The 22,674-nt window shown below is 57.7% G+C and carries 21 protein-coding genes; 7 read left to right on the top strand and 14 right to left on the bottom strand.

All coding sequences use genetic code 11. The annotated features are described in order from the left end of the window. Positions 1–122 precede the first annotated feature (122 nt). On the top strand, positions 123–713 hold the full coding sequence (locus Y5S_RS14585; RefSeq protein ID WP_035233960.1) for a Maf family protein: 591 nt from the start codon (positions 123–125) through the stop codon (positions 711–713). Between the two features lie 119 nt (positions 714–832). Here Y5S_RS14585 and sppA read toward each other — a convergent pair whose 3' ends face one another. The 3 genes from sppA to Y5S_RS14570 are packed head-to-tail and all read right to left on the bottom strand — an operon-like array spanning position 833 to position 3,450. Next, the gene (sppA, locus tag Y5S_RS14580) at positions 833–1,813 is read right to left on the bottom strand and encodes a signal peptide peptidase SppA (RefSeq protein ID WP_035233959.1); all 981 of its coding nucleotides are present in this window, start codon (positions 1,811–1,813) and stop codon (positions 833–835) included. After that, positions 1,814–2,485 carry an HAD family hydrolase gene (locus tag Y5S_RS14575; RefSeq protein ID WP_035234014.1) on the bottom strand — a complete coding sequence of 224 codons (672 nt, stop codon included), beginning with the start codon at positions 2,483–2,485 and terminating at the stop codon, positions 1,814–1,816. A gap of 8 nt (positions 2,486–2,493) precedes the next feature. Then, on the bottom strand, positions 2,494–3,450 hold the full coding sequence (locus tag Y5S_RS14570) for an RluA family pseudouridine synthase (RefSeq protein ID WP_035233958.1): 957 nt from the start codon (positions 3,448–3,450) through the stop codon (positions 2,494–2,496). Positions 3,451–4,213: 763 nt separating this feature from the next. Between Y5S_RS14570 and rne the strand changes: the two genes are divergently transcribed. Next, positions 4,214–7,291, top strand: a complete 3,078-nt coding sequence (gene rne, locus Y5S_RS14565) for a ribonuclease E (RefSeq protein WP_035233957.1) — start codon at positions 4,214–4,216, stop codon at positions 7,289–7,291. Positions 7,292–7,660: 369 nt separating this feature from the next. Here the strand turns inward: rne and Y5S_RS14560 are convergent, their stop codons facing one another. From Y5S_RS14560 to Y5S_RS14520, 9 genes are all read right to left on the bottom strand, one after another. Next, complete coding sequence (locus Y5S_RS14560; RefSeq protein ID WP_035233956.1) at positions 7,661–7,858, bottom strand: hypothetical protein; 198 nt, start codon at positions 7,856–7,858, stop codon at positions 7,661–7,663. Between the two features lie 33 nt (positions 7,859–7,891). Further along, positions 7,892–8,911: a UDP-N-acetylmuramate dehydrogenase gene (gene murB, locus Y5S_RS14555; protein WP_035233955.1), complete on the bottom strand. Its 1,020-nt coding sequence runs from the start codon at positions 8,909–8,911 to the stop codon at positions 7,892–7,894. Further along, a complete protein-coding gene (locus tag Y5S_RS14550; RefSeq protein ID WP_197055158.1) occupies positions 8,908–9,381 on the bottom strand; it encodes a low molecular weight protein-tyrosine-phosphatase in 474 nt (157 codons plus the stop codon). Before Y5S_RS14550 ends, murB begins: the two co-directional genes overlap by 4 nt. Before the next feature lie 9 nt (positions 9,382–9,390). After that, positions 9,391–10,149: a 3-deoxy-manno-octulosonate cytidylyltransferase gene (gene kdsB, locus Y5S_RS14545; protein WP_035233954.1), complete on the bottom strand. Its 759-nt coding sequence runs from the start codon at positions 10,147–10,149 to the stop codon at positions 9,391–9,393. A 96-nt stretch (positions 10,150–10,245) separates the two neighbouring features. Continuing rightward, entirely contained in the window at positions 10,246–11,235 is a 990-nt protein-coding gene (gene lpxK, locus Y5S_RS14540) for a tetraacyldisaccharide 4'-kinase (RefSeq protein WP_035233953.1), read from the bottom strand. A 66-nt stretch (positions 11,236–11,301) separates the two neighbouring features. Further along, positions 11,302–13,044 carry a lipid A export permease/ATP-binding protein MsbA gene (gene msbA / locus Y5S_RS14535; protein ID WP_035233952.1) on the bottom strand — a complete coding sequence of 581 codons (1,743 nt, stop codon included), beginning with the start codon at positions 13,042–13,044 and terminating at the stop codon, positions 11,302–11,304. Next, positions 13,041–13,466 carry an ExbD/TolR family protein gene (locus Y5S_RS14530; protein WP_035233951.1) on the bottom strand — a complete coding sequence of 142 codons (426 nt, stop codon included), beginning with the start codon at positions 13,464–13,466 and terminating at the stop codon, positions 13,041–13,043. Before Y5S_RS14530 ends, msbA begins: the two co-directional genes overlap by 4 nt. Beyond that, complete coding sequence (locus Y5S_RS14525; protein WP_035233950.1) at positions 13,463–14,092, bottom strand: MotA/TolQ/ExbB proton channel family protein; 630 nt, start codon at positions 14,090–14,092, stop codon at positions 13,463–13,465. The genes Y5S_RS14530 and Y5S_RS14525 overlap by 4 nt, the downstream gene beginning before the upstream one ends. Positions 14,093–14,140: 48 nt before the next feature. Further along, positions 14,141–16,357 carry a DNA internalization-related competence protein ComEC/Rec2 gene (locus Y5S_RS14520; protein ID WP_231552705.1) on the bottom strand — a complete coding sequence of 739 codons (2,217 nt, stop codon included), beginning with the start codon at positions 16,355–16,357 and terminating at the stop codon, positions 14,141–14,143. A gap of 258 nt (positions 16,358–16,615) precedes the next feature. Here Y5S_RS14520 and Y5S_RS14515 point away from each other — a divergent pair, with 258 nt between their 5' ends. Next, positions 16,616–17,218, top strand: coding sequence for a DUF2062 domain-containing protein (locus Y5S_RS14515; protein WP_035233948.1), 603 nt, complete (start codon positions 16,616–16,618; stop codon positions 17,216–17,218). Between the two features lie 5 nt (positions 17,219–17,223). Here the strand turns inward: Y5S_RS14515 and lolD are convergent, their stop codons facing one another. Together lolD and Y5S_RS14505 are read right to left on the bottom strand one after the other, a co-directional pair. Further along, the gene (lolD, locus tag Y5S_RS14510) at positions 17,224–17,913 is read right to left on the bottom strand and encodes a lipoprotein-releasing ABC transporter ATP-binding protein LolD (RefSeq protein WP_035233947.1); all 690 of its coding nucleotides are present in this window, start codon (positions 17,911–17,913) and stop codon (positions 17,224–17,226) included. Continuing rightward, positions 17,906–19,141 carry a lipoprotein-releasing ABC transporter permease subunit gene (locus Y5S_RS14505; RefSeq protein ID WP_035234010.1) on the bottom strand — a complete coding sequence of 412 codons (1,236 nt, stop codon included), beginning with the start codon at positions 19,139–19,141 and terminating at the stop codon, positions 17,906–17,908. The genes lolD and Y5S_RS14505 overlap by 8 nt, the downstream gene beginning before the upstream one ends. 179 nt (positions 19,142–19,320) lie before the next feature. Between Y5S_RS14505 and Y5S_RS14500 the strand changes: the two genes are divergently transcribed. The 4 genes from Y5S_RS14500 to yecR are packed head-to-tail and all read left to right on the top strand — an operon-like array spanning position 19,321 to position 22,623. Next, on the top strand, positions 19,321–20,286 hold the full coding sequence (locus Y5S_RS14500) for a hypothetical protein (protein ID WP_035233946.1): 966 nt from the start codon (positions 19,321–19,323) through the stop codon (positions 20,284–20,286). A 45-nt stretch (positions 20,287–20,331) separates the two neighbouring features. Then, positions 20,332–21,339, top strand: a complete 1,008-nt coding sequence (locus Y5S_RS14495; RefSeq protein ID WP_035233945.1) for an agmatine deiminase family protein — start codon at positions 20,332–20,334, stop codon at positions 21,337–21,339. Positions 21,340–21,375: 36 nt separating this feature from the next. Next, complete coding sequence (locus tag Y5S_RS14490) at positions 21,376–22,269, top strand: carbon-nitrogen hydrolase (protein ID WP_035233944.1); 894 nt, start codon at positions 21,376–21,378, stop codon at positions 22,267–22,269. 33 nt (positions 22,270–22,302) lie between these two features. Beyond that, entirely contained in the window at positions 22,303–22,623 is a 321-nt protein-coding gene (gene yecR, locus Y5S_RS14485; protein WP_035233943.1) for a YecR family lipoprotein, read from the top strand. Positions 22,624–22,674 lie beyond the last annotated feature (51 nt).

Genomic DNA, 22,674 nt, shown 5'->3' with positions numbered 1-22,674 from the left:
TTTGGCATATCTGGGCATTTTTTGCCCGACGCCGGGCATTTTACCTGAAAACTGGCCCCATAAACCTTCTTCCTGCACCAGAAAATCACTACACTCTGCCCGCTCAGACCGGAGACAGAATCATGACCGCTACACCAGCCATCCTCCTCGCCTCTTCCTCACCGTTTCGTCGTGAATTGCTGGGCAAGCTTCACCTGGAGTTCAGTCACCAGAGCCCTGACATTGATGAATCCCGCCAGGATGGCGAACCCCCCACCGAGCTGGTGATGCGTCTGGGAAGGGAAAAGGCAACCGCGCTGGCGGCAGAACACCCGAACACCCTGATCATCGGCTCCGATCAAGTGGCGGTACTGGGTGACAAAGTGCTCGGCAAACCCGGCACCCGGGAAAAGGCCATCGAGCAGCTGAGCGCAGCCAGCGGCCAGCGGGTTACCTTTCTCACCGGTCTTTGCCTGCTCAACACAGCCACCGGCCGTACCCAAACCGCCTGCGAACCCTTCCACGTACAATTCCGCACCCTGACCCGGGAGCAAATCGAGCGTTACGTGGACCTGGAACAACCCCTCAACTGCGCCGGCAGCTTCAAATCTGAAGGGCTGGGCATTGTGCTGTTCAAATCCCTGGAAGGACGCGACCCCAACAGCCTGATTGGGCTGCCGCTGATCACCTTGACCGAATTTCTGGCAGCGGAAGGGGTTCAGCTACCGCTATAGCTTCGAGCTACGAGAATGGTGATCAGACCAGGCTTAAGCGCAATCCTTAAAAGCAAAAACCCGGCGGCGCCGGGTTTTTGCTTTTCCTCGTAGCTGGAAGCTCGTAGCTCGCAGCGGCTTTACCGAATACTCGGCACGCCCGCATCCACACCCAACTGGCTGGCAATGCCCTCACCGATGGAGACGCCAAACTTGCGCAGGAATTCCTCCATCGGAGAGCGGCTGGCACTGTAATTCACCAGCTCCTCAAGCCCCACCACATCACGGGCCACATCGCCCGGACTCTTCAGACCATCGACCAGACCCATGGTCTCTGCTCGCTCTCCAGTCCAGAACAGGCCAGAGAAGATCTCCGGGTTTTCTGCCTCCTTGAGACGGTCACCCCGACCATTGCGCACAGCGGTAATGAATTGCTGGTGAATCTCATTAAGCATGGCTTTCATGTGTTTACGATCTGCCGGGCGCACCGGAGAGAACGGATCCATGATCGCCTTGTTATTACCTGCCGTCAGCACACGACGCTCAACACCCAATTTTTCTGCCGCTTCTTCAAGACCAAACCCGGCCATGATGACACCAATGGAACCCACAATACTGGCGGGGTCGGCATAAATCTCATCTGCCGCAGAAGCAATATAGTAGGCACCTGACGCGCCCACATCGGTAATGGCGGCGTACACCTTCTTGTCCGGATACTCAGCACGCAGGCGCTTGATCGCGTTGTACACCTGGTTGGACTGCACCGGAGAACCACCCGGGCTGTTGATCTTGAGCAACACGGCCTTGCTGTTTTCTGCCTCGAACGCCCGGGTCAGCCCGGTGACGATCAAATCAGCACTGGCATCCTGATCCGGCGCAATCACACCATTCACCGTGACCACAGCCACATGCTCTTCCGCAACCGCCAGAGAAGAGCCTCCTGAACGACCGTTGAGCATCACTGCCAGCAGCACAAACAGATACACAAAGGTCAGCACCTTAAAGAAAACACCCCAGCGACGGGACTTGCGATGCTCCTCCTGGGCCTGCCCCAAGAGCTTTTCAATCAACTTCCACTCTTTCTCACTAGCAGGACGCTGCGAGGTGTTATCGTTTTCCATTTACAGACTCTCCATGGACAATTCAGCCGCTCCCACAAGCGGCAGCAAGTCGTTCAATCTATCAATCACGGCCAGAGGTTCACAAGGCAGAAGCCGATCAACAGGGTGTGCGCCGTAGCTCACCGCCACTCGATCCACTCCGGCGTTGCGCGCCATTTCCAGATCAAAGGTGGTATCGCCGACCACAATCGCCCGTTCCGCCGGCACCGCCATTTCCTCAAGCAACTCTAACACCATGTGCGGCTCAGGCTTGGAGCGACTTTCATCAGCACAACGTGAAGCATGAAAATAGCGATCCAGCCCCGTGTTACCCCACACTCGCTGCAGCCCCTTGCGACTCTTGCCGGTGGCGACTGACAGCTTGTAGCCCTGCTCGCGCAGCCCGGTGAGCACTGCCTCCGCCCCAGGATACAATGGGCTTGGTGTGGTCTCGGCTTCAATAAAATGAAACGCATAACGATCTCGCATGCGTAATATGTCCGCACTGCCCAGCACCGGATAGAGGGTCGCAATGGCTTCCGGAAGGCCTAGACCAATAATGTCACGCACCGTCTGATCAGGAAGTGAAGGCAGTGCCAGATCACTGGCCGCCAGATGCATACAGCTGACAATACGGCCGGTGGAATCCATCACCGTGCCATCCCAATCAAAGATCACCAGATCATAGTTCATGGTGCCCACTACCCCTTGCCCTTCCTTAATGTCCCCAGAATGGCCTCAAAATCCTCATCCAGCGGGGCCGTGACCGAAATCTGCTTGCCCGTATCCGGATGGGGAAACGTGAGGTTGCGCGCATGCAAGCACAGCCTGCGGCGACCGATCTGCTCCAGCAACGCGGCCCCTTTCGCCGTTCCATACTTGTCATCCCCCAACAGCGGAAAGCCCCCAAACTGGCTGTGCACGCGAATTTGGTGGGTGCGGCCGGTTTCCAGCAACGCCTCCACTAATTGGGCATCCTGAAGCCGCTCGATCATGCGAAAATGGGTTATGGAAGGCTTGCCCTCACGAGACACCCGCACAATCCGCTCGTTACCGTTCTGCATCTTCAGCAGCGGCGCCTCCATGGTACGTTCACTACCCTTGAAACCCTGGCAGATCAGCCAATAGCGTTTTTCCACCTTTCCGCTCTGCATAAGGCGCTGCAATTTGCGCAGAAAGGAGCGCCGGCGGGCCACCATGATCAGGCCACTGGTATCCCGATCCAGACGATGAACCAGCTCAAGCTCTCGCTCATCAGGGTAGATCACTCGCAGCGCTTCAATTAAGCCGAGGCTCACCCCGCTGCCGCCATGCACAGCCAAACCCGAAGGCTTGTTGAAGATGAACAGATTGGCATCTTCGTACACACAGGCACGGGACAGGCGCTCGTTCAGGCCATCACTGACCTTGGGCGGCGCATCGGACTCACTGGTACGGATCGGCGGGATCCGGACCACATCCCCGCTAGACAAGCGTGTGGTCTGCTTGGCGCGCCCCTTGTTCACCCGAACCTCACCAGAACGGATGATCCGGTAGATACGGGACTTGGGCACCCCTTTGAGATGGGTAAACAGGAAATTATCGAGGCGCTGACCATGTCGACCCTCGTCAATAGTGACGAAGCTGACTCGATCCGCCGCAGGGGCATCATTTGGCATGCGGCGATTCTATAGAAAGCCGCAGATAGTGAATAGTTAACAGTGAGCAGTTAATAGCGAAAAGATATAAAAACAAACCCAAGCATAACCCCTAAGCCATTGTCGCGGGCTCAGCCTGCCAGAACCCACCCCCGCCACCCCGCGCACTGTTCACTATTCACTGTTAAGTGTTCACTACCTCAACTGATTGATCCCTCTAACCTTTTATTGCTATAGTCAAGCGTCGACCTGAAGTAGGACAACGGCGACGCGCAGCGAACATTCGCCGTGTGGCCCGCTCCGGCACAGCCGAGAACGACATGGGCCCCGTCTCATCAAGGTTTGACATAGCGTTACCGCCTGCCCCTCTCCCCAAAAGGGCAAGAGCCAGGCTTATAACGTTGCAGAGAAACCCATTTAAAACAGCGTCCAACGTATGGACCCTGAACATTAACATTGGTGGCCTGCAGCGCCGGTCAAATGACCTGGAAAACAGACAGACAAGAGTTTACATATTGTTGTGCAACACTGGAGCGAACACAGTCTCCCACCGCCACAGCAATCGCGTGAAGTATTACCCGCTGGCCACATTGCCAGCCCAATTACGCACTAAACATTGCAAACAACTCGGAGAGACGTTGCTCAGGCACTGAATCACCCCAGGAAAGCGAAAACCCACGCACCGCGTGCGCCCTGGCCGTGACAGGCCTCCAGCCCTCCCCCTGGTCTGCTACCGGTTGTAACCCGGCCCTGCCCAGTGCCACCACTAACATGTGGTAGCACCATGAAACGTATGCTTATTAACGCCACTCACCCTGAAGAGGTTCGGGTGGCTCTTGTCGACGGCCAGCGTCTTTATGACCTGGATATCGAACACAGAACCCGCATTCAGAAAAAATCCAACATCTACAAGGGCAAAATCACCCGCGTAGAACCTTCCCTGGAAGCCGCCTTTGTGGACTTCGGTGCCGAGCGCCATGGCTTCCTGCCATTGAAAGAAATTTCCCGTCAGTACTTCCAGAAAGACCCGAAAGACATCCAGGGTCGCATCAACATCAAGGAAGTCATCAAGGAAGGTCAGGAAGTCATTATTCAGGTTTCCAAGGAAGAGCGTGGCAACAAGGGTGCCGCCCTCACCACCTTCATCAGCCTGGCCGGTCGTTACCTGGTACTGATGCCCAACAACCCCCGCGCCGGCGGTATCTCCCGTCGCATCGAGGGTGAAGAGCGTGCCCAGCTGAAAGAAGCCATGAGCGCCCTGACCGTACCTGATGAAATGGGTGTGATCGTGCGTACCGCCGGCCTGGGTCGCAGTGCAGAAGAACTGCAGTGGGATCTGGACTTCCTGCTCAAGCAGTGGAGCTCCATTGACGAAGCGGCCCAGCAACGCAAGGCCCCCTTCCTGATTTACCAGGAATCCAACGTCATTATCCGCGCCATCCGTGACTACCTGCGCAAGGACATCGGCGAAGTTCTGATCGACTCCGAGAAGGTATTTGCCGAGGCCCAAGGCTTTGTCCAGCAGGTGATGCAGGACTTCCAGAACAAGATCAAGCTGTACAACGATGAAACCCCGTTGTTCTCCCGCTTCCAGATCGAGTCCCAGATCGAGACCGCCTTTGAGCGCGAAGTGAAACTGCCTTCCGGCGGCTCCATTGTGATCGATCCCACCGAAGCACTGGTCTCCATCGACATCAACTCCTCCCGTGCCACCAAGGGCGCGGATATTGAGGAAACCGCCCTGCAGACCAACCTGGAAGCGGCAGAAGAAATCGCCCGCCAGCTGCGTCTGCGTGATATCGGCGGCCTGATCGTGGTCGACTTCATCGATATGGGGCCAGCGCGCAACCAGCGCGAAGTAGAGAACCGCATGCGTGATGCCCTCGAGGCTGACCGCGCTCGCATCCAGCTGGGCCGGATCTCCCGCTTTGGCTTGCTTGAACTGTCCCGTCAGCGCCTGCGTCCCAGCCTGGGTGAGACCTCCAGCATTGTATGCCCGCGCTGTGACGGCCAGGGCCACATCCGTGACGTGAAGTCCCTGGCTCTGAGCATCCTGCGCCTCATCGAAGAAGAGGTGATGAAGGAGCGTACCGGCGAGATTCAGGCTCAGGTTCCGGTAGCCGTGGGCACCTATCTGCTCAACGAGAAGCGTGAACCGCTGCGTGCCATTGAGCAGAACCACAAGGTTCGAGTGGTGATCATCCCCAACCCGAATCTGGAAACCCCACACTTCGAGGTTGAGCGCATCCGTGACGATCAAGTGGTCACCCAGCTGAGCCACGAGATGGATCTGATGGAAGGTGCCGCTGAAGGCGAAGCACCAAACAGCCAGGACCCGGGTGTAAAACCGCAGGAACCGGCCGTCAAACTGATGGCACCGGACACCGCTCCACCGGCACCCAAGCCCGCCGCTGCAGCCGCAGCCTCCCCTGCTGCCGCCCAGAATCTGGGCCTACTGGCACGGTTCTTCACCTGGCTCGCGCAAGTATTTACCGCTGAACCCAAGCCGGCCAAGAAAGCCAAGCCACAGCAAAAAGGCAACAAAGGTCAGCAGAACAACCGCAATAACCGTGGCGGCAACAATCGCAACCGTAACGACAACCGTGGCGGTCGCAACGAAAACCGCAACAAGCAGGACGGCGGTCGCAACAACAAGGGTGGCGACAAGGACAACCGCAACACCCGCAATCGCAAGTCACAGGACAAGGACGATAACCGCAAGGATAACCGTCAGTCCGACAACAAGCGTAACGATGCCCGTGAAGACGGCGGCAATGAGCAGCGTCGTGGCCGCAATGATAACCGTCGCAGCAAGCAAGACGGTGGCAAGGGCGGCGACAATGACAACCGCAACGCTCGTAACCGCAGACAACAGGACAACAAGTCTGACAGCAACAAGGCAGACAAGTCCGATGGCGGTAACAAGGGTGGCAATAACGAAAAGAGCAACGACAAGGGACCAAAAGCACCGCGTCGTACCGATGCCAAGGATGATCGCCCGTTACGCGAGCGCAAGCGCCCCAGCAAGCAGCAGAACAGTGACTCCGCTGCCGCTGAAGCCCCTGCCAAACAGGAGCGTACGCAAGCGGAGAAGCCGCAGGCTGACAACCATGTAATGCAGGGCGCAGAAAGCCATCCGCCGGCCAAGCTGGTTCCCGCGCAAGAACCCGCAGCCGAGCAAAAAGCAGCACCGGCCAACGAGTCCAAAACCGCTCAACCAGCTCCTGCACAGGCGGAAACCGCTGCGCCGGCTCCGGTTCAGACTGAACAGCAAGCGCAACCTGCTGCCAAGACTGAAAACAGCCAGGCCGAGCAACCTGCCCAGATGGAGAGCAAGCCTGCGACCCAACCGGTAGAGAAACCTGCAGCGCAAGCAGAAGCGTCAGCTCCTGCTGCTACCAAGCCGGCAGAAGTGAAGGTCGAGGCGCCTGCCACTACCGAAGCACCGGCCAAAACGGAAGCGGCACAGGAAGCCAAGCCCGAGCCCAAAGCGGAGCTGCAAGCCGCACCGGCAGCGAAGGAAGACGCACCCCAGGCGGAAGACAAGCCTGCTGTCGAGTCAGCTAAACCCTCTGAGCCGGTACGAGCCAGCAACGACCCGCGCTCCCCGAACTACAAGCCGCAGCAACATGCGCCGCGCCAGAAGTTCGAAAAGCCGAAGCCGGCACCCGAGGCCAACGCCCTCCCGAGCCGTGCCGTTGAGGTGAAAACGACCGTGGCGCAGGCCCAGCCTGCTGCTGCAGAGCAAGGCCGTGCGTCCAACGACCCACGGGCTCGCCGCCGTCAACAGCAAGCGGAAGCTGCCGCCAAGGCAGCAGAGCAAGCAGACAGCCCGTCTGAAGACGTTTCCTCAGACAGCTAATCGGCCAGCTCCAAGAACCACAAAAAAGCCCCGCTCTGCGGGGCTTTTTTGTGGTTCTTGGGTTAGCAAGAAGGAAGCTCGCCCAACAGGAGGGGACTTTTCGGCGCGAGTGTCGTTTTTGTGAGAGCGGCGGTTCCGCCGCGATGTGCCGAGCCATGATTGAAACGCTGTTTCGCGGTCGCACCCCGAGGGCATAGCAAACGCCCACCCCCACAGTCCGGCGTGAGAGATTAAGACCTCTCTTTTGCTCAGTGAACTCTGTGCCCTCTGTGGTGAACAAGGACGGCTTTTGGTCCTGATCTTTTTCCCGGCAGAACCGCCGAGGCACAGCCACAAGCACTTGCGGAAACAGGGTGCATGGGCGCACCACTAAATTTGCGTCAACAACGCTCTGGGGTCTTGATCATGAGGCAATCTGAAGAAGAGGATCTCAGGCTGGTCGGCCAGGCTGCCGACACACAGGCGACATTCCCCCGGCTCTGATGCCGAGCCTTCCACATAACGCACCCGATGACGGCCACGGCCGCGATTGCTGGAAACCTGAAAGACCCGGTCACGCTCATTCATGTCACAGCTCCGATTGCCAATACCCCCCTTGATTCAGGGTAGCACAATCGGCTCCTGTTCCAGCTGAACACCAAAACGCTGCCAGACATCGGTACGAACGGCTGCAGCCAGGGCCATCACATCAGAAGGCGTTGCACCACCATGATTCACCAGTACCAAGGCCTGATCCCGATGCATCCCGACCGGGCCGAGCTGTTTGCCTTTCCAGCCTGCCGCCTCAATTAACCACCCGGCGGCCAGTTTGACGCCATCCTGCTGCGGATAGGCCACTAGCTGTGGAAAGGCCTCCTTGAGGGCTTCCGCCTTTTCTGTGCTGACCACTGGATTCTTGAAGAAACTGCCGGCGTTGGCCAGCACCGCTGGGTCCGGCAACTTGCTCTGACGCACGGCGATAACCTGCTCGCGCACAGCCGCCGCGGTCACTTCACCAGAAGCCAAACCGGCAAAGTGCTGCTGGAGTGGACCGTAACTAATATTGCACTGAGCCTGACGATTCAATTTCAGTTCAATGCCGGTGATGATGAAACGCCCTTTGTCCCGGCTCTTGAAACGACTATCGCGGTAAGCGAAATCACATTCCCCAGCAGGAAAATGCGTGAGCTCTCCAGTGGCAATCTCCATCACCGTGACCTGCTCCAGCACCTGAGCCAGCTCAACACCATAGGCGCCAATGTTCTGGAAAGGCGCGGCACCAGCAGTGCCAGGAATAAGAGAAAGGTTTTCCAGTCCTTGCCAGCCCTGCTCTACCGTCCAGGCCACCAGGTCATCCCAATGTACCCCGGCACCAGCAGCCACCCAGACATGCTGGTCAGTTTCACGGACCTTGATCATGCCATCCAGTGCCAAGGCGATGGTCAGCCCCGGAAGGTCCTCCTGGATCACCAGATTACTGCCCTCCCCAATCACATAAACAGGAGACTGCGGATCACGTTCCGCCAGCACCTGCTCCAGCTCATCAAGGGTTTTCGGGCGTGCTAGGCAAGCAGCCCTGGCCGGCAATGCCAAGGTGTTGAAACCGCTGAGGTCCGCGTTGTACTGGAGAAGCAGACTCACAAACGCTCCCGCAGGGCCGCCAACAAACCTTCTGCCCCCTCTTCCACCAGATTGAGCACCTCAGCAAAGCCGTCTTCTCCACCATAGTACGGGTCCGGCACCTCACGCTGGCCACTGTGCGGCGCGTAATCGAGAAAGCGTTTAAGCGTGAGGGTGGCGTCCGCAGGCTGCATGGCCTGCAGATCCGCAAGATTGGCATCATCCATGGCGAGCATCACATCATACTTTTTGAAGTCTGCCACTGTGACCTGCCGAGCCCTGAGACTGCTCATATCATAGCCGCGCACGCCCGCCGCTTCCTGGGTTCGTGGGTCAGGTGCCCGGCCGATATGCCAGTCACCGGTTCCTGCACTATCAATCAGAATATGCTCTTCAAGGCCGGCAGCCCTGACCCGATCCCGAAAGACCACCTCCGCAGTGGGGGAGCGGCAGATGTTGCCCAGACACACGAACAGTACCGAAATCGTCACACCTCTCTCCTACTGCTGCCTGGCCAGTAAAGTCTGTACCCGCTGCAGATCTTCCGGGGTATCAATTCCTCCCGGAACCGGTTCGCAGGACGGGGCGATATGGATGGATTCGCCGTTAGCCATTGCACGCAGCTGCTCCAGGGATTCCAGCTTCTCAAGCTCAGCCGGCTCCCAGGTCACATAGCGATGAAGAAATCCGGCACGATAGGCGTAGATACCAATGTGCCGCCACCATTGGCCGCCTGAAATATCCCGTCCGCCACCCGCGAACGCATCCCTGTGCCAGGGAATAGGTGCCCGGGAAAAATACAGCGCCTTGCCGTTGGCATCGAACACCGCTTTGACCACATTCGGGTTAAACAGATCTTCACTGCACTCGATGGGCTCACACAAGGTGGCCATCTGGCAGTCCGGATTCGCAGCCAGGTTAGCGGCAACCTGGTTAATCACCGCCGCAGGAATCAGTGGTTCATCACCCTGTACATTGACGATAATGTCATCGTCCGCCAATCCCAGGGAGGCAGCCACTTCCTGCAAACGATCCGTACCGGAAGGATGGTCCTCACGGGTCATTACCACCGGCACCAGCCCCTCCAGGGCATCGGCAATTCGCTGATCGTCGGTAGCCACATAGACACTGCCCGCCTCGCTCAGCTGACAACGCTCAGCCACCCGCGCCACCATCGGCTTGCCAGCCAAATCGGCGAGGGGTTTACCGGGAAGCCTTGTAGACGCATACCGCGCCGGGACCACCACATAAAAACTCATCAAGAACCTCGTTAAATGAAACGCTTCATGCCCGCACGCATCACTCCGCATGCAGTAAAGACAATCAAGAGCGAGTTGAGCGTTTAACGTTCAACTCTATTTACCGTCTAGCCCCAATGCCCGATCCAGCATTTGATCCAACAACCCTTCAGGCAAATCCGCTGTCACCGGCAAATACCACCAGTTTGGCTCGGCAAACGCTGCACACTTCACCGCGTCTTTCTCTGTCATAAGAACAGGCAAACCATCAGAAAAAGCCAGATCTGCCGGTTGGTAGGCATGATGATCGGGATAGACATGAGGCTGGATATTCAGACCGATGATATTCAGCAGATTAAAATAACGACGGGGATTACCGATACCGGCGACCGCATGGACATGGGGATATTCGCGGAGAAAATCATGGGTATCCAGAGTGCGGCCATCTGCCAGATTCTCGATCGCCCCGGGTCGCATGATCATTGGATAGGCACCGCTCCAGCCACCGCCGGTGCTGATAACAAAATCCACTTCCTTGAGGCGCGTTGCTGGCTCCCGTAAAGGCCCCTCAGGCAAGCAACGACCATTTCCCAGCCCGCGCTGACCATCCACCACCACGATCTCGGCACTGCGAGGCAACGCATAATGTTGGAGGCCATCATCGCTGATCACCAGATCTGGCTTGCCGGTCTCAATGGCCACCTGCAACGCATTGCGACGATCAGGATCAAGAATAACCGGCACACCGGTACGTCTGGCGATCAAGACAGGCTCATCACCCACGTCCAGTGCAGGGCTATCCGCTGTGACCGTAACCGGATACTGGTCCAGCTTGCCGCCGTACCCCCGCGACACCACAGCCACCTTGAGCCCTCGCGCCTGAGCAGCCTGAACCAAAGCGATCACCAGCGGGGTCTTGCCAGTGCCTCCTACCGTAATGTTTCCCACCACCAACACCGGAACAGGAGGCTTCTCAGGGGCACGACGGAACCGTTCGAGACGACGGCTGGCTTCCATGGATACCAGCAGAGAGAGAGGCCGTAGAGGCAGCAGCCAGGGGCTGCCTTTGTACCAACCTTGCTGAATCCAGTCGCTAACCTTGCTCATAGCGGGGGCCTTTCCAACGGTTCATGACTGTCTGACGATTCATGACTGCCCAACAAACAGACAGTCTTATTCCTCGGCGAAATCCATACGGTAAAGCTGAGTGTAGATACCATTGCGGGCAAGCAGCTCCTCATGACTCCCCTGCTCCATCAACTGACCTTGATCCAACACCAGAATCCGGTCTGCTTTTTCAATGGTAGAAAGGCGGTGTGCAATCACCAATGTAGTCCGCCCGGCCATCACCCTCTCCAACGCCTGTTGAATATGGTGCTCTGACTCCGTGTCCAGGGCACTGGTTGCCTCATCCAGAATCAACAGGGGCGAATCCTTCAACAAGGCACGGGCGATGGCGATACGCTGACGTTGACCTCCGGACAACTGAACGCCGTCCTGCCCCAAACGGGTATCCAGCCCCTGCTCCAGCTGCTCAATAAAGCGCCATGCATGGGCATCACGGGCTGCGCGTTCAATCGCCGCATCATCTGCACTGCGCAGTTCACCGTATGCGATGTTGTTGCGCACCGTATCGTTAAACAACACCACACGCTGACTCACCATGGCGATTTGGTGGCGTAATTCGCTCAGGTTGTACTCATTCAACGGCACGCCATCCAGCAGAATGCGCCCGTGGTCCGGATCAAAGAAGCGAGGCAACATGGCACTGATGGTGCTCTTGCCCGCACCAGATCGCCCAACCAGCGCCACCGTTTCGCCAGCCTTGATAGAGAAAGACAGATTGCGAATCACCGGTGATTCCGGCTCGTAACCGAAAGTCACCCCATCGAATTCCACATCCCCCCGCACACGTTGTGCGGGGACATAGCTGCCTTGATCCACTTCTTCAGGGGTGTCCAGCAATTCGAACAGGCTGGAAGCACCCGTCACTCCTCGCTGCACCTTTACATTCACATCAGTGAGTTGTTTGAGCGGCTTCTGGATCATGCCTGCTGCCGCGATATAGGACAGGAAGCCCCCTACCGTGAGGTCTTCACCCATTAGATGAATATACAGATAGGTAATCGCGCCAATTCCCACCGCCACAAACAGCTGCACGATCACGGTGCTGGCGATCTTGCTGGCGTTGAGTTTCACGTTTTGCTTGGCAAAGCTGCGGCTCACGGTATGAAAGCGGGAAGCTTCCTGCTCCTGACCGCCGAAAATTTTCACCTCACCACTGCCCTCGATGGCCTCACCCAGAAAATGGGTGATGTTGGACATGGAGGACTGGATACGACGGCTGATCTTGCGAAAACGCTTGCTAGTGATATTCACCACCAGGGCAATCAGCGGTGCTACCGCCACCAGAATCAGGGTCAGCTTCCAGTTCTGCCAAAGCAGAAAACTGAACAGCCCGATCACCGTCAGACCTTCACGCACAATCACGATGATGGCATCGGTACCGGCACTGGTAACCTGCTGGGCGTCGAAAATGATCTTCGACATGATCCGCCCGGACGCATTGCGGTGATATTCCGACTGCGGCAGTTTCAACACATGGCCAAACACATCATTACGCAGCACATAAACCAGCTGCTGCGCTACCCAGTTCATGCTGTAACTACCCATGAACTGCCCAAGCCCCTGGAAAACCACCAATACCAAAGGCGCAATGGCCACCACCATGACCCGGAAGTCTGTCGGATTGACGATGGTATCACCCAAGTAACCAGCCAATTGCGCGCCACCAGCCTGCGTCGCTGCATAAAGCGCATAGCCCAGAACACTGATCACCAACATGAACCAGTACGGGCGTACGTAGGACAATAGCCTTTTATAGGTTGGCCAGACGTCGTCGTTGGATTGACTCATTGTGCCTCGATGGGGGATTCGCGGGTGGTGAGCGACAGCTTAACAAAACCGAGCTGTCCCGCCACATCATAGACGCGCACCACAGACTGGTAAGCCACGTTGGCATCCGCATAGATTTGCAGCGGCATATCTGCCTTTTCCTGGCCAAGGGCCATCAAGGCCGTGCGCAATGTCTTGCTGTCAGAGGCCGCCAGCTTTTCGCCATTGACCAGATAGTCTCCCGTGGACGTTACCGTCACGGTGACTTGTTCAGCAGACTGCGCCAGTGCAGCACCGTCAGCTTCAGGCAAGGTGATCGACAGCTGAGTCTTGTCGTCAAAGGTCGTGGAAACCATGAAGAAGATCAGCAGCAGAAACACCACATCAATCAGGGGTGTCAAATTAACGCTGATCTCCTCCTGGCTGGGCCGGGGGAACTTCACGCCTTCTCTCCCGGCTCGGCTTCGCGGTCACCATGCACCAGATCTACAACATGCACCGCGCTTTGTTCCAGCTCTACGGTAATTTCTTCCACACGGCGCACAAAGAAGCGGTGAAAGAAGATCGCAGGAATAGCCACCACCAGACCGGCAGCGGTGGTCAGCAACGCCTGGGAAATGCCGCCGGCCAGCTGGGCCGCATCACCGGTGCCATGAATCATGATGGCAGCAAACACATCAATCATCCCCACCACGGTGCCCAACAGCCCCAGCAGAGGAGTAATCGCCGCAATCGAACCCAGAGTACTGAGAAACTTTTCCAGCTCATGGATAACACTGGTGGCAGACTCCTGAATACTCTCTTTCATGATGTCTCGGCCATGCTTGGCGTTGGCCAATCCTGTGGCCAGAATACGGCCCAGCGGCGAGCTGTCCCGCAACTTGATCAGGTTGCCGTCATTCAAGAGGCCACGCTTGAGCAATGTCTGAACCTGCGGCACGGTATCCGCCGGCGCCAACTTGCTGGGACGCAATGTCCAGAAACGTTCCACGACAATGGCCAACGCCACCACTGAACAGATCAGGATCGGGAGCATCATCCAGCCCCCGGACTGCAAAAGATCCTGCACCTTTACTCTCCCCTTACTCACTACCTTGCCCAGCCGGGCACAGTCGGGTTACCAGAAACGCCAGCCGGCCTGTCGATGCCAGGGCCGGGCAAAATCATGGCGCCATTTTGTTATAAACGGCACATTATCCGGGCCGCCCCCGCGAAACACAATCATGCCATCCTGATCTGTTCGCAGAACTGTGACTCCAGACTCCTCCAGGCGTTTCAGCACTTGCGGATGCGGATGCCCGAAATAATGCTGATAGCCAGCGCTGGCCAGCGCCCAACGCGGTCCCACCTCGCGAAGCAATGCCGCTGAAGTGCTGGAACGACTGCCATGATGGGCAAGCACCAGCAGATCCGTCTGTGGCCATTGTCCCAGCATCCGGTATTCCACATCACGGCCAATATCTCCCGGCAATAACGCTCGCCAGCCATTGCCCTCCACCAGCAATACGCAACTGGCATCATTGCCGGAAAACGTCGTTACGGACGGCCACAGCATGGTAAAAGTTACCCCATCCCAGTGCCACTGCTGCCCGGCCCGGCAGGCCTCACTTCCAGCCACTCGTGTAGGCTCGCCACTAAGCCGGGGGATCGTGTCAGCAAACACCCTCTGCCCTCCCGCGTGGTCATTATCTCCATGACTGATCACCAGGCGATCAATACTCAAACCATAGCGGGACAACCAGGGAACAATGAGAGATTCTGCCATGCTGCCGCCGGACCAGGCCGCACCGGTGTCATACAACAAAAGATGGTCACGGGTACGCACTGCCACCGCCAACCCCTGCCCCACATCGAATGCGGTCAGCTCCCACTGCCCTTCCGATAACGGCGGCAAGGACTGGGTCAGCCAGGGCAGCAGCCAGAATGGCAACAAGCGCCGCGGGAAAGGCAAACCGGGCAACAACAGCAGACATAGCCCGGCAAGCAGGCACAGCGCACTGCTCACCGAGGGCAGTGGCATGAAGGGTGCCATGCTGTCAGATAACGGCACCAACCATTCCATCACCAGCACGGAAAGCTCAACTCCGGTCCCTGCCGCTTCCAGCAGCACCTCCAGTCCCGTTACCGCCCCCAGCAGAGTCAATGGAATGATCAACAGGGAATACAAGGGAATCAGCACGAGATTGACCAGCGGCGAGACCAGCGACCACTGTGAGAACAGCGCCGCCGACAGCACCGCCATCATGAGAGGTAACAGCAACATCAATCGACGACCACCGTGCCCGGCCATGAGAATGGCAATGATTGCCACTGCGCCGAACGACAACCACAGGCTCTCCGACAATGCCGACAAGGGATCTATCAGTAATACCAGCAACAAGGCCCATCCCAGACTGGATTGAAGGCAACCTGTACGGCGCAACCAGCTGGCAACAGCCATGACTGACAGCATGATTAGCGCCCGCTGGGTTGGCAGGCTGAAACCGGCCAGCGCGCTATAGAGGGCGGCAGCCCCCAGTGCGGGAAACCAGGCCAGCTGCTGTAGTGTCAGCCGCCGACAGGGCGCCCATAGCCACTGACACAACGGGGCCAGGAGCAATCGCGCCAGCCACCAGATTGCACCGGCCACAATCGCCACATGCAGCCCGGAAATGGCCAACAGATGCGCCGCTCCCGTGGACTGAAACCCGCTCAGCAAGCCTCCTTCTATTCTCGATCGATCCCCGACCACCAGCGCCGGCAACACCGCACGGGCAGCGGGTGACGAATCGACCGCCGCAGATACGGATCCGGACAATTGCTGCCGCCAGAAATCCAACCCACCGGCAGACCCCATCACTGCCGCCCCTTTCAATGTGGCACGGGCAGAGACACCGGCAGCCAGATCATGGCGGGCCAGATCCATTCCCGTGGCGTTGTACTGCCCTCGCCCGGCCTTAAGCCGTAGCTGCACCTGCAACCGCTCACCAGCATTTACCCTTTTCTCGGGATCATAACTACTGACTCGAATCCGGTGGGTGCCACTCCACTGCGGATGAGAATCGGCGAGGAAAAGAAAATGCTGCTCGTGCTGCCAACGACCAAACCGAAAGCGCTCGCGATTTTGCGGCACGGAAATCACTTGGCCTGTAAAGGTCAGCGTCTTCCCCTCAAGAGCATCGGGCAAGCGCTGCTGCAACCCGCTGTGCAGATGCCAGACACCGTAGAGGCACGCCAGGGGCAAACACAACCAGGTGGTGATGCGACCCTTTCCAGCGAGCAGCGCCATCAGCAACAGGAACACCACAAGCCACAGGGTGCCAAACCAGCAACCTGCCATAATCGACAGTGCCATCCCCCATTTCCGCATCAATGCCCCTAAACGAATCCCGCGACAGGTGTATGCCTTTTCAGTTCGAGTCGGCATAATAGCCAGCCGCAGGCCTCAGCCGGGTAAGCCCTTTCCCCAAACTGATGCAAGCCTGCTGCCACAACGCTGTTGCGTGATTGCAGAAAAACAACCAAGGTCGGATAGGCTGCCAGCGTCATTCGTGCCAGTCTTGACCTGAAACCGGAACGCCTTTAGCCGTCAAAGGCCAGCAGATGCGAATACATGCCTAAAAGGATTTTTCGTAAATACCTGCCCAAACCGGAACGACTGCGTGAGCACAAGTCGTTAAGTTTTCTGGGTGAGGTACTCTCTGACCCCAATCTCTGGCACATCAACCGCCGGTCGCTGGCGGGTGCCGCCTTTATCGGTATTTTTGCCGGCCTCCTGCCCATTCCATTGCAGATGGGCCTGGCCGCCGTACTGGCAGTGCGCTTCCACTGCAACCTGCCGCTATCGGTCATGCTGGTATGGATTTCCAACCCGGTCACCTATGTACCCATTTTCTACTTCAATTACCGGATCGGTGCCTGGCTACTGGGGATGCCGCCGCACAGCGATCAAGCGATCACTGTCGCCTGGTTTGTAGAACAACTGGTCCCGCTGTGGCTGGGCTCAACCCTGTGTGCACTGGTGTTTGGCGGGGCCGCCTATGTGACAGTAAAAGTCGCCTGGCGGCTGGCTATTATTCGCAGCTGGAACCTGCGCGCACGCAACCGTGAGCGCAGCCTGCGCCGGGAAGCGAGGAAAGCGGAAAAGGAACAACAGAAAATGCAGGCTGAGCAGGACAAGTCAGCCCGCCAGGATAACGATACTGACAACCGCTGAACCGCCTAGAGGCGGTTCAGCAAGCCATCATGCAACTCATACTGCTGCGGACAACGAGCAGCAAACTCGCGGTCATGGGTGACAATCATGAACGCCGTGTCCAGAGATTCGTTCAGCTCCAGCATCAACGCCTGCACCTGTTCTGCAGTACGCTCATCCAGATTCCCGGTTGGCTCATCCGCCATCACCAGAGCCGGCTCAGTCACCAGCGCGCGGGCAATCGCAACCCGCTGACGCTCACCACCACTCAGCGCCGACGGCTTGTGCCGCTGACGATGCCCCAACCCTACCTTTTCCAGCAAAGCTGCCGCTTTGGCCTGACATTCAGCCGGCTTGTCGCCCCGGATCAGCAATGGCATAGCCACATTTTCCAGTGCAGTGAACTCAGGCAGCAGGTGGTGGAACTGGTAAACAAAGCCAAGATAACGATTGCGCAGGCGGCCGGTACCCCGATCATTGAGCGTGCTCAGATCGTTACCGGCAATCATCACTTTGCCACGGGTGGCAAAGTCCAGCCCACCCAGCAGATTCAGGAGGGTCGACTTGCCCGAGCCTGACGCGCCGATAATGGCCAGAATGTCACCTTTCTGAACGGTCAGATCCACGCCCCGCAGTACCTCAAGTTCATTGGGGCCTTCCTCGTAGCACTTGACCAGCTGCGAAGCCTGCAAAACGGGCACAACAGCATCATTCATATCGCAGAGCCTCCGCAGGCTGAACCCGGCTGGCGCGCCAGGAAGGATACAGAGTCGCCGCAAAGCTGATAAACAATGCGATGGATACAATCGTCGTCACATCCCCCCACTGCAGCTCAGAAGGCAGATAATTAACGAAATAGGCGTCGAAGAGACGGGTATTGAAAGTTTTCTCGATCCACTCGGCGAGATTGCTGATGTTGGTTGCCAGAAGCACCCCCAGCAGCGTACCCAGCAAGGTACCAACCACCCCGATCAGCGTGCCCTGCACCATGAAGATCCGCATGATCGCGCCAGGAGAAGCCCCCAGGGTTCTCAGCACTGCAATGTTGCCGCGCTTCTCGGTCACGAGCATGACCTGGCTGGAAATGATATTGAATGCCGCCACCGCCACAATAAAACTCAACAGCAACGTCATCATGGTCTTTTCCATCTTGATCGCCTGGAACAAGTTGCCGTGGGTTCGTGTCCAGTCACTGGTGTAATACCCCGGCCCCAGCTCACGCTGCAGCTTCCAGCCAATGGAAGGCGCTGAAAACAGGTCCTTCAAACGTAAACGCAAGCCCTGGACCGTACCCGCCACCCGCGCCAGCTTGGCAGCGTCTTCCACATTGACATAGGCATAGAGGGAATCCACTTCAGCACGCACCCGAAAAATGCCGGTGATGGTGAAACGCTTGAAGCGAGGCATCACCCCTGCCGGAGAAATCGTGGCCTCAGGCAATACCAGCGTCACCTTGTCTCCAAGATTGAGGTCCAGCCGTCTTGCCAGGCCGTAGCCGATCACCATTCCGAATTCGCCAGGCTGCAGGGACTCAAGTTCTCCCTGGGCCATGTAATCCCCAACGATGGAAACCTTGCGCTCGGCTTCCGGCTCAATCCCGTGAATCAGAGCGCCCGCCACTTCACCACGGTGAGTCAGCATGCCTTCCAGCTGCACAAAGGGGGAAACGGCCTCAATCTCATCATGGTGGTCGAGCCGTTCGGCCAACGCCTGCCAATCCTGGACGGGCTCCCGACCATGCACCGACAAATGGGTCACCATGCCAAGAATTCGGGTTTGCAGCTCCCGATCAAAGCCATTCATGACGGACAAAACGGTGATCAACACCGCCACCCCAAGCATCAAGCCAAGGGCAGAGATCAGTGTAATCACCGAAATGAAACTGTTACGGGCCCGAGCGCCGGTATAGCGCAACCCGATATATACGGAGAGAGGTCTGAACATGGAGCGCATTTAACCCGAATCCCGACACAAATACTACGACCAGACTGCGGCCAATCGGGCAGAAATCCCACCTGATTCGTCTTTGTGAACCGGGTCTGCGTCTGGCAGCTGGCAAAATGGTTGAATAAGTGAGTCTAACTTTCTAATATCGAAAGAAAATACCTTTGCCGGGGGAAAGAATGAAAACGAGAATAATGCCGCTGCTGGCCATTGCAGCACTGGTGGTGCCCGCTGCAGCGCTGTCGGCAGAGCCCCCCAAACGGGGCCTTACAGAATCCCAGGTAAGAAGCCAGTTGGGCGCACCGAACTCCACCCGCGGGCCGGTCGGCACCCCGGCCATCACTCGCTGGAACTACAACGGTTTCACGGTTTACTTCGAAAATGGCATCAGCCTGCACACCGTAGTGGATCGGCCAGCACAGCAAGCCCCACAAGTCGTTTCCGATACAACCGCCCTGCCCCCGATCGAAGAAAAAGAAGTACAGGCAGCCCCCGAGCAAACTACGCCTCAGCCAAGCAGCGCACCAGCCGCAGAGGGTGAGATGGCGTTCGACCCCATCACTGGCCGCTTTATCTCTGCTGAGGATAGCGCAGCCACGGATACACCAGAGAAACCAGAAGCTGAAGCACCCGTAGAACCTGTTGCGGCTGAGCAACCCCAGGCTGAACCGGAACAAGCAGCTGAAGAGGCTACCACCGAAACCGTAGCCAGCCCGGAACCCAAACCGGAACCGGCCCCAGCGCCTGCACCAGCTCCTGAAGCCGCGCCAGCGCCACAGGCCGAGCCGACCCCGGCTCCAGCCGCTACGCCGCCTGCTGAACCGGCAAATGACAGCGAATTCCGCTTCGACCCGGTAACCGGCCGCATCATTATTGCTGGCCAGGAAACCCCTGAAGAAGCTGCCGCCAGAGCGGAAACCGAAGCCACACTTGTCAAAGCCAAGGAAGAAGCCGCAAAAGCCTCTGCTGAAGAGGCCGTGGCGGACCGCAAAGCCGAAGCAGAAGCCAAGGTGAATAACACCAAGAAAGAAGCAGAGAGCAGTGCAAAGGAAGCCGCTGAAGAAGCCTCGGAGGCCGTCGATGAGGCCGCTGAGGAAGCCGAAGAAGACGGCGGTTTCTATATTGACTGGGGCGCCCGTCAGTAGCACACTCGCGCGCACGTGACCGCCCCCTGATGGAACCCATCTCACATGCGCCGATTTCTTCCTGAATGGCACCCCCAGTGGGGGGTGCTGCTCGCTTGGCCCGACCCGGAAACCGACTGGGCTGACCACCTTGCCGAAGCAGAACAGTGCTATCTGGATATACTGGCCGCTCTGCTTGATCATGAACATGTGTTGCTGGTCTGTCGCAACGAGAGTCTGCACAACCGTATCCAGCGTCTGGTCGCTCAGAGAGGCATATCTGCCGAACGCCTCAAGCTGGTTATCGCCGACTATAACGACACCTGGGCTCGGGATTTCGGCCCCTTGGCGGTTGAAATAGACGAAAGCGTTGAACTGCTGGACTACACGTTTACCGGCTGGGGTGGCAAGTTTGATGCCAGTCGAGATAACGCACTGAATAGCGCCCTGCCCTGGTCCCTCCCTCTGCGCCCCCAGCAACTAGTACTGGAGGGTGGCGCAGTCGATACCGATGGGCTTGGCCATCTGCTGACCACTCGTCACTGTCTGCGTAACCCCAACCGTAACCCGACGCTATCCGAACAGGAACTCACTGACTTGCTCAAGGCGCAATTGGGTGTAAAGGACATCTGGTGGCTGGACCATGGCGAGTTGGAGGGAGATGACACTGACGCCCATGTGGACACCCTGGCCCGGTTTGTGGATGCCCGTACTCTCGCTTATGTGCAGTGCACGGATAGCAGTGATAGCCACTACCCAGCGCTTCAGCGTATGGAACAGGAACTGCAGGCATTGGCACACGCTCACCATCTGACACTGGTCCCGCTACCCTTGCCCACAGCACAGTACAGTCGTGAGGGTGAGCGGTTGCCGGCCACTTATGCCAACTTCCTCATCACTAATGAAAAGATCCTGCTGCCCGTCTATGGCTGTGAAACGGATCAACCCGCGATGGATGCCCTTGCCGCTGTTGCCGGTGAACGTACAGTGACACCGGTCAACTGCCGGGTCTTGATCGAACAACATGGCAGCCTGCATTGTGTGACCATGCAACTGCCTCAAGGCGCCTTGTAGGCGCCCTGCTTTCCATTCATTCAGGAAGGACGCCCCATGCGAGTCGCCGTTATCCAGCAGAAGAACAGTGCGGACCTCAACGCCAATCTGGATCATTCCCTGTCATTGATCCGTCAGGCCGCCAGCCAGGGGGCCGAGCTGGTCATGCTTCAGGAACTGCATCGCAGTCTGTATTTCTGCCAGACCGAAGACACCAGCGTTTTCGACCTGGCCGAAAGCATCCCCGGCCCCAGCACTGACCAGCTCGGAGCATTGGCCAAGGAGCTGGGCATAGTGATCGTCGGTAGCCTGTTCGAGAAACGCGCCACTGGCCTGTATCACAACACCGCAGTGGTGCTGGAGAAGGACGGCAGTCTGGCAGGGATCTATCGCAAGATGCACATCCCCGATGATCCAGGCTTCTACGAAAAATTTTATTTCACCCCTGGCGATGCCGATTTCAATAATGGCCGCAGTGGCTTCAGCCCCATTCCTACCAGTGTGGGAAAACTGGGTTTGTTGGTGTGCTGGGACCAATGGTACCCCGAGGCCGCACGGTTGATGGCCCTGGCCGGCGCAGATCTGCTGCTCTACCCCACCGCCATTGGCTGGGATCCTAATGACGACCAAGGTGAGCAACAACGCCAGCTGGATGCCTGGATAACGATCCAGCGAGCCCATGGTGTGGCCAATGGCCTGCCGGTACTGGTTGCCAACCGTACAGGATTTGAACAGAGCCCCGCCGATGAGAGCGGTATCCTTTTCTGGGGTAACAGTTTTGTCTGTGGCCCACAGGGCGAGTTCCTTGCCCAGGCAGACAGCGGCAGCGAACAGGTATTACTGGCCGATATCGACATGCAGCGCAGCGAATCCGTACGTCGCATCTGGCCCTACCTGCGCGACCGCCGAGTAGACGCCTACGGGGATCTGTCCAAACGCTATCGGGATTAAACCCGCCAGTCCATCACACAGCGGAGCCAAAAGATGCGTTCTACCTTATTGATCATTGCCGCCACCACATTTCTGATGGCCTGTACCACACCAGCCACTATCCGTGTCGCCGGTGGCGACCAAGCTCAGGGCACTGTAGTCATGGCTTATGATTACAGCTTGATGCAAAGCCCAAAAGCGGACTGGCAGCAGGGTTTGCAGAAAGCCTCAGGGCAATGCCAGAACTGGGGCTACAGTGGTGCCATTCCTGCAGGCAAACCCAGCCAATCCTGTATGACGGAAACCCAGGATGGGGACTGTGTAGGCTGGACGATCAGCGCTGACTTTCAGTGCACCGCGCCCGCACAGCAGTAACTGAAGGCCTGGCGCCTGACGCTAAAAAGCCCACCCGGTTACCCGGGTGGG

Origin of the sequence: Alcanivorax nanhaiticus, assembly GCF_000756665.1 — a bacterium.
Lineage (GTDB): Bacteria > Pseudomonadota > Gammaproteobacteria > Pseudomonadales > Alcanivoracaceae > Alcanivorax > Alcanivorax nanhaiticus.
This window is presented reverse-complemented; position numbering and strand designations above follow the sequence as displayed.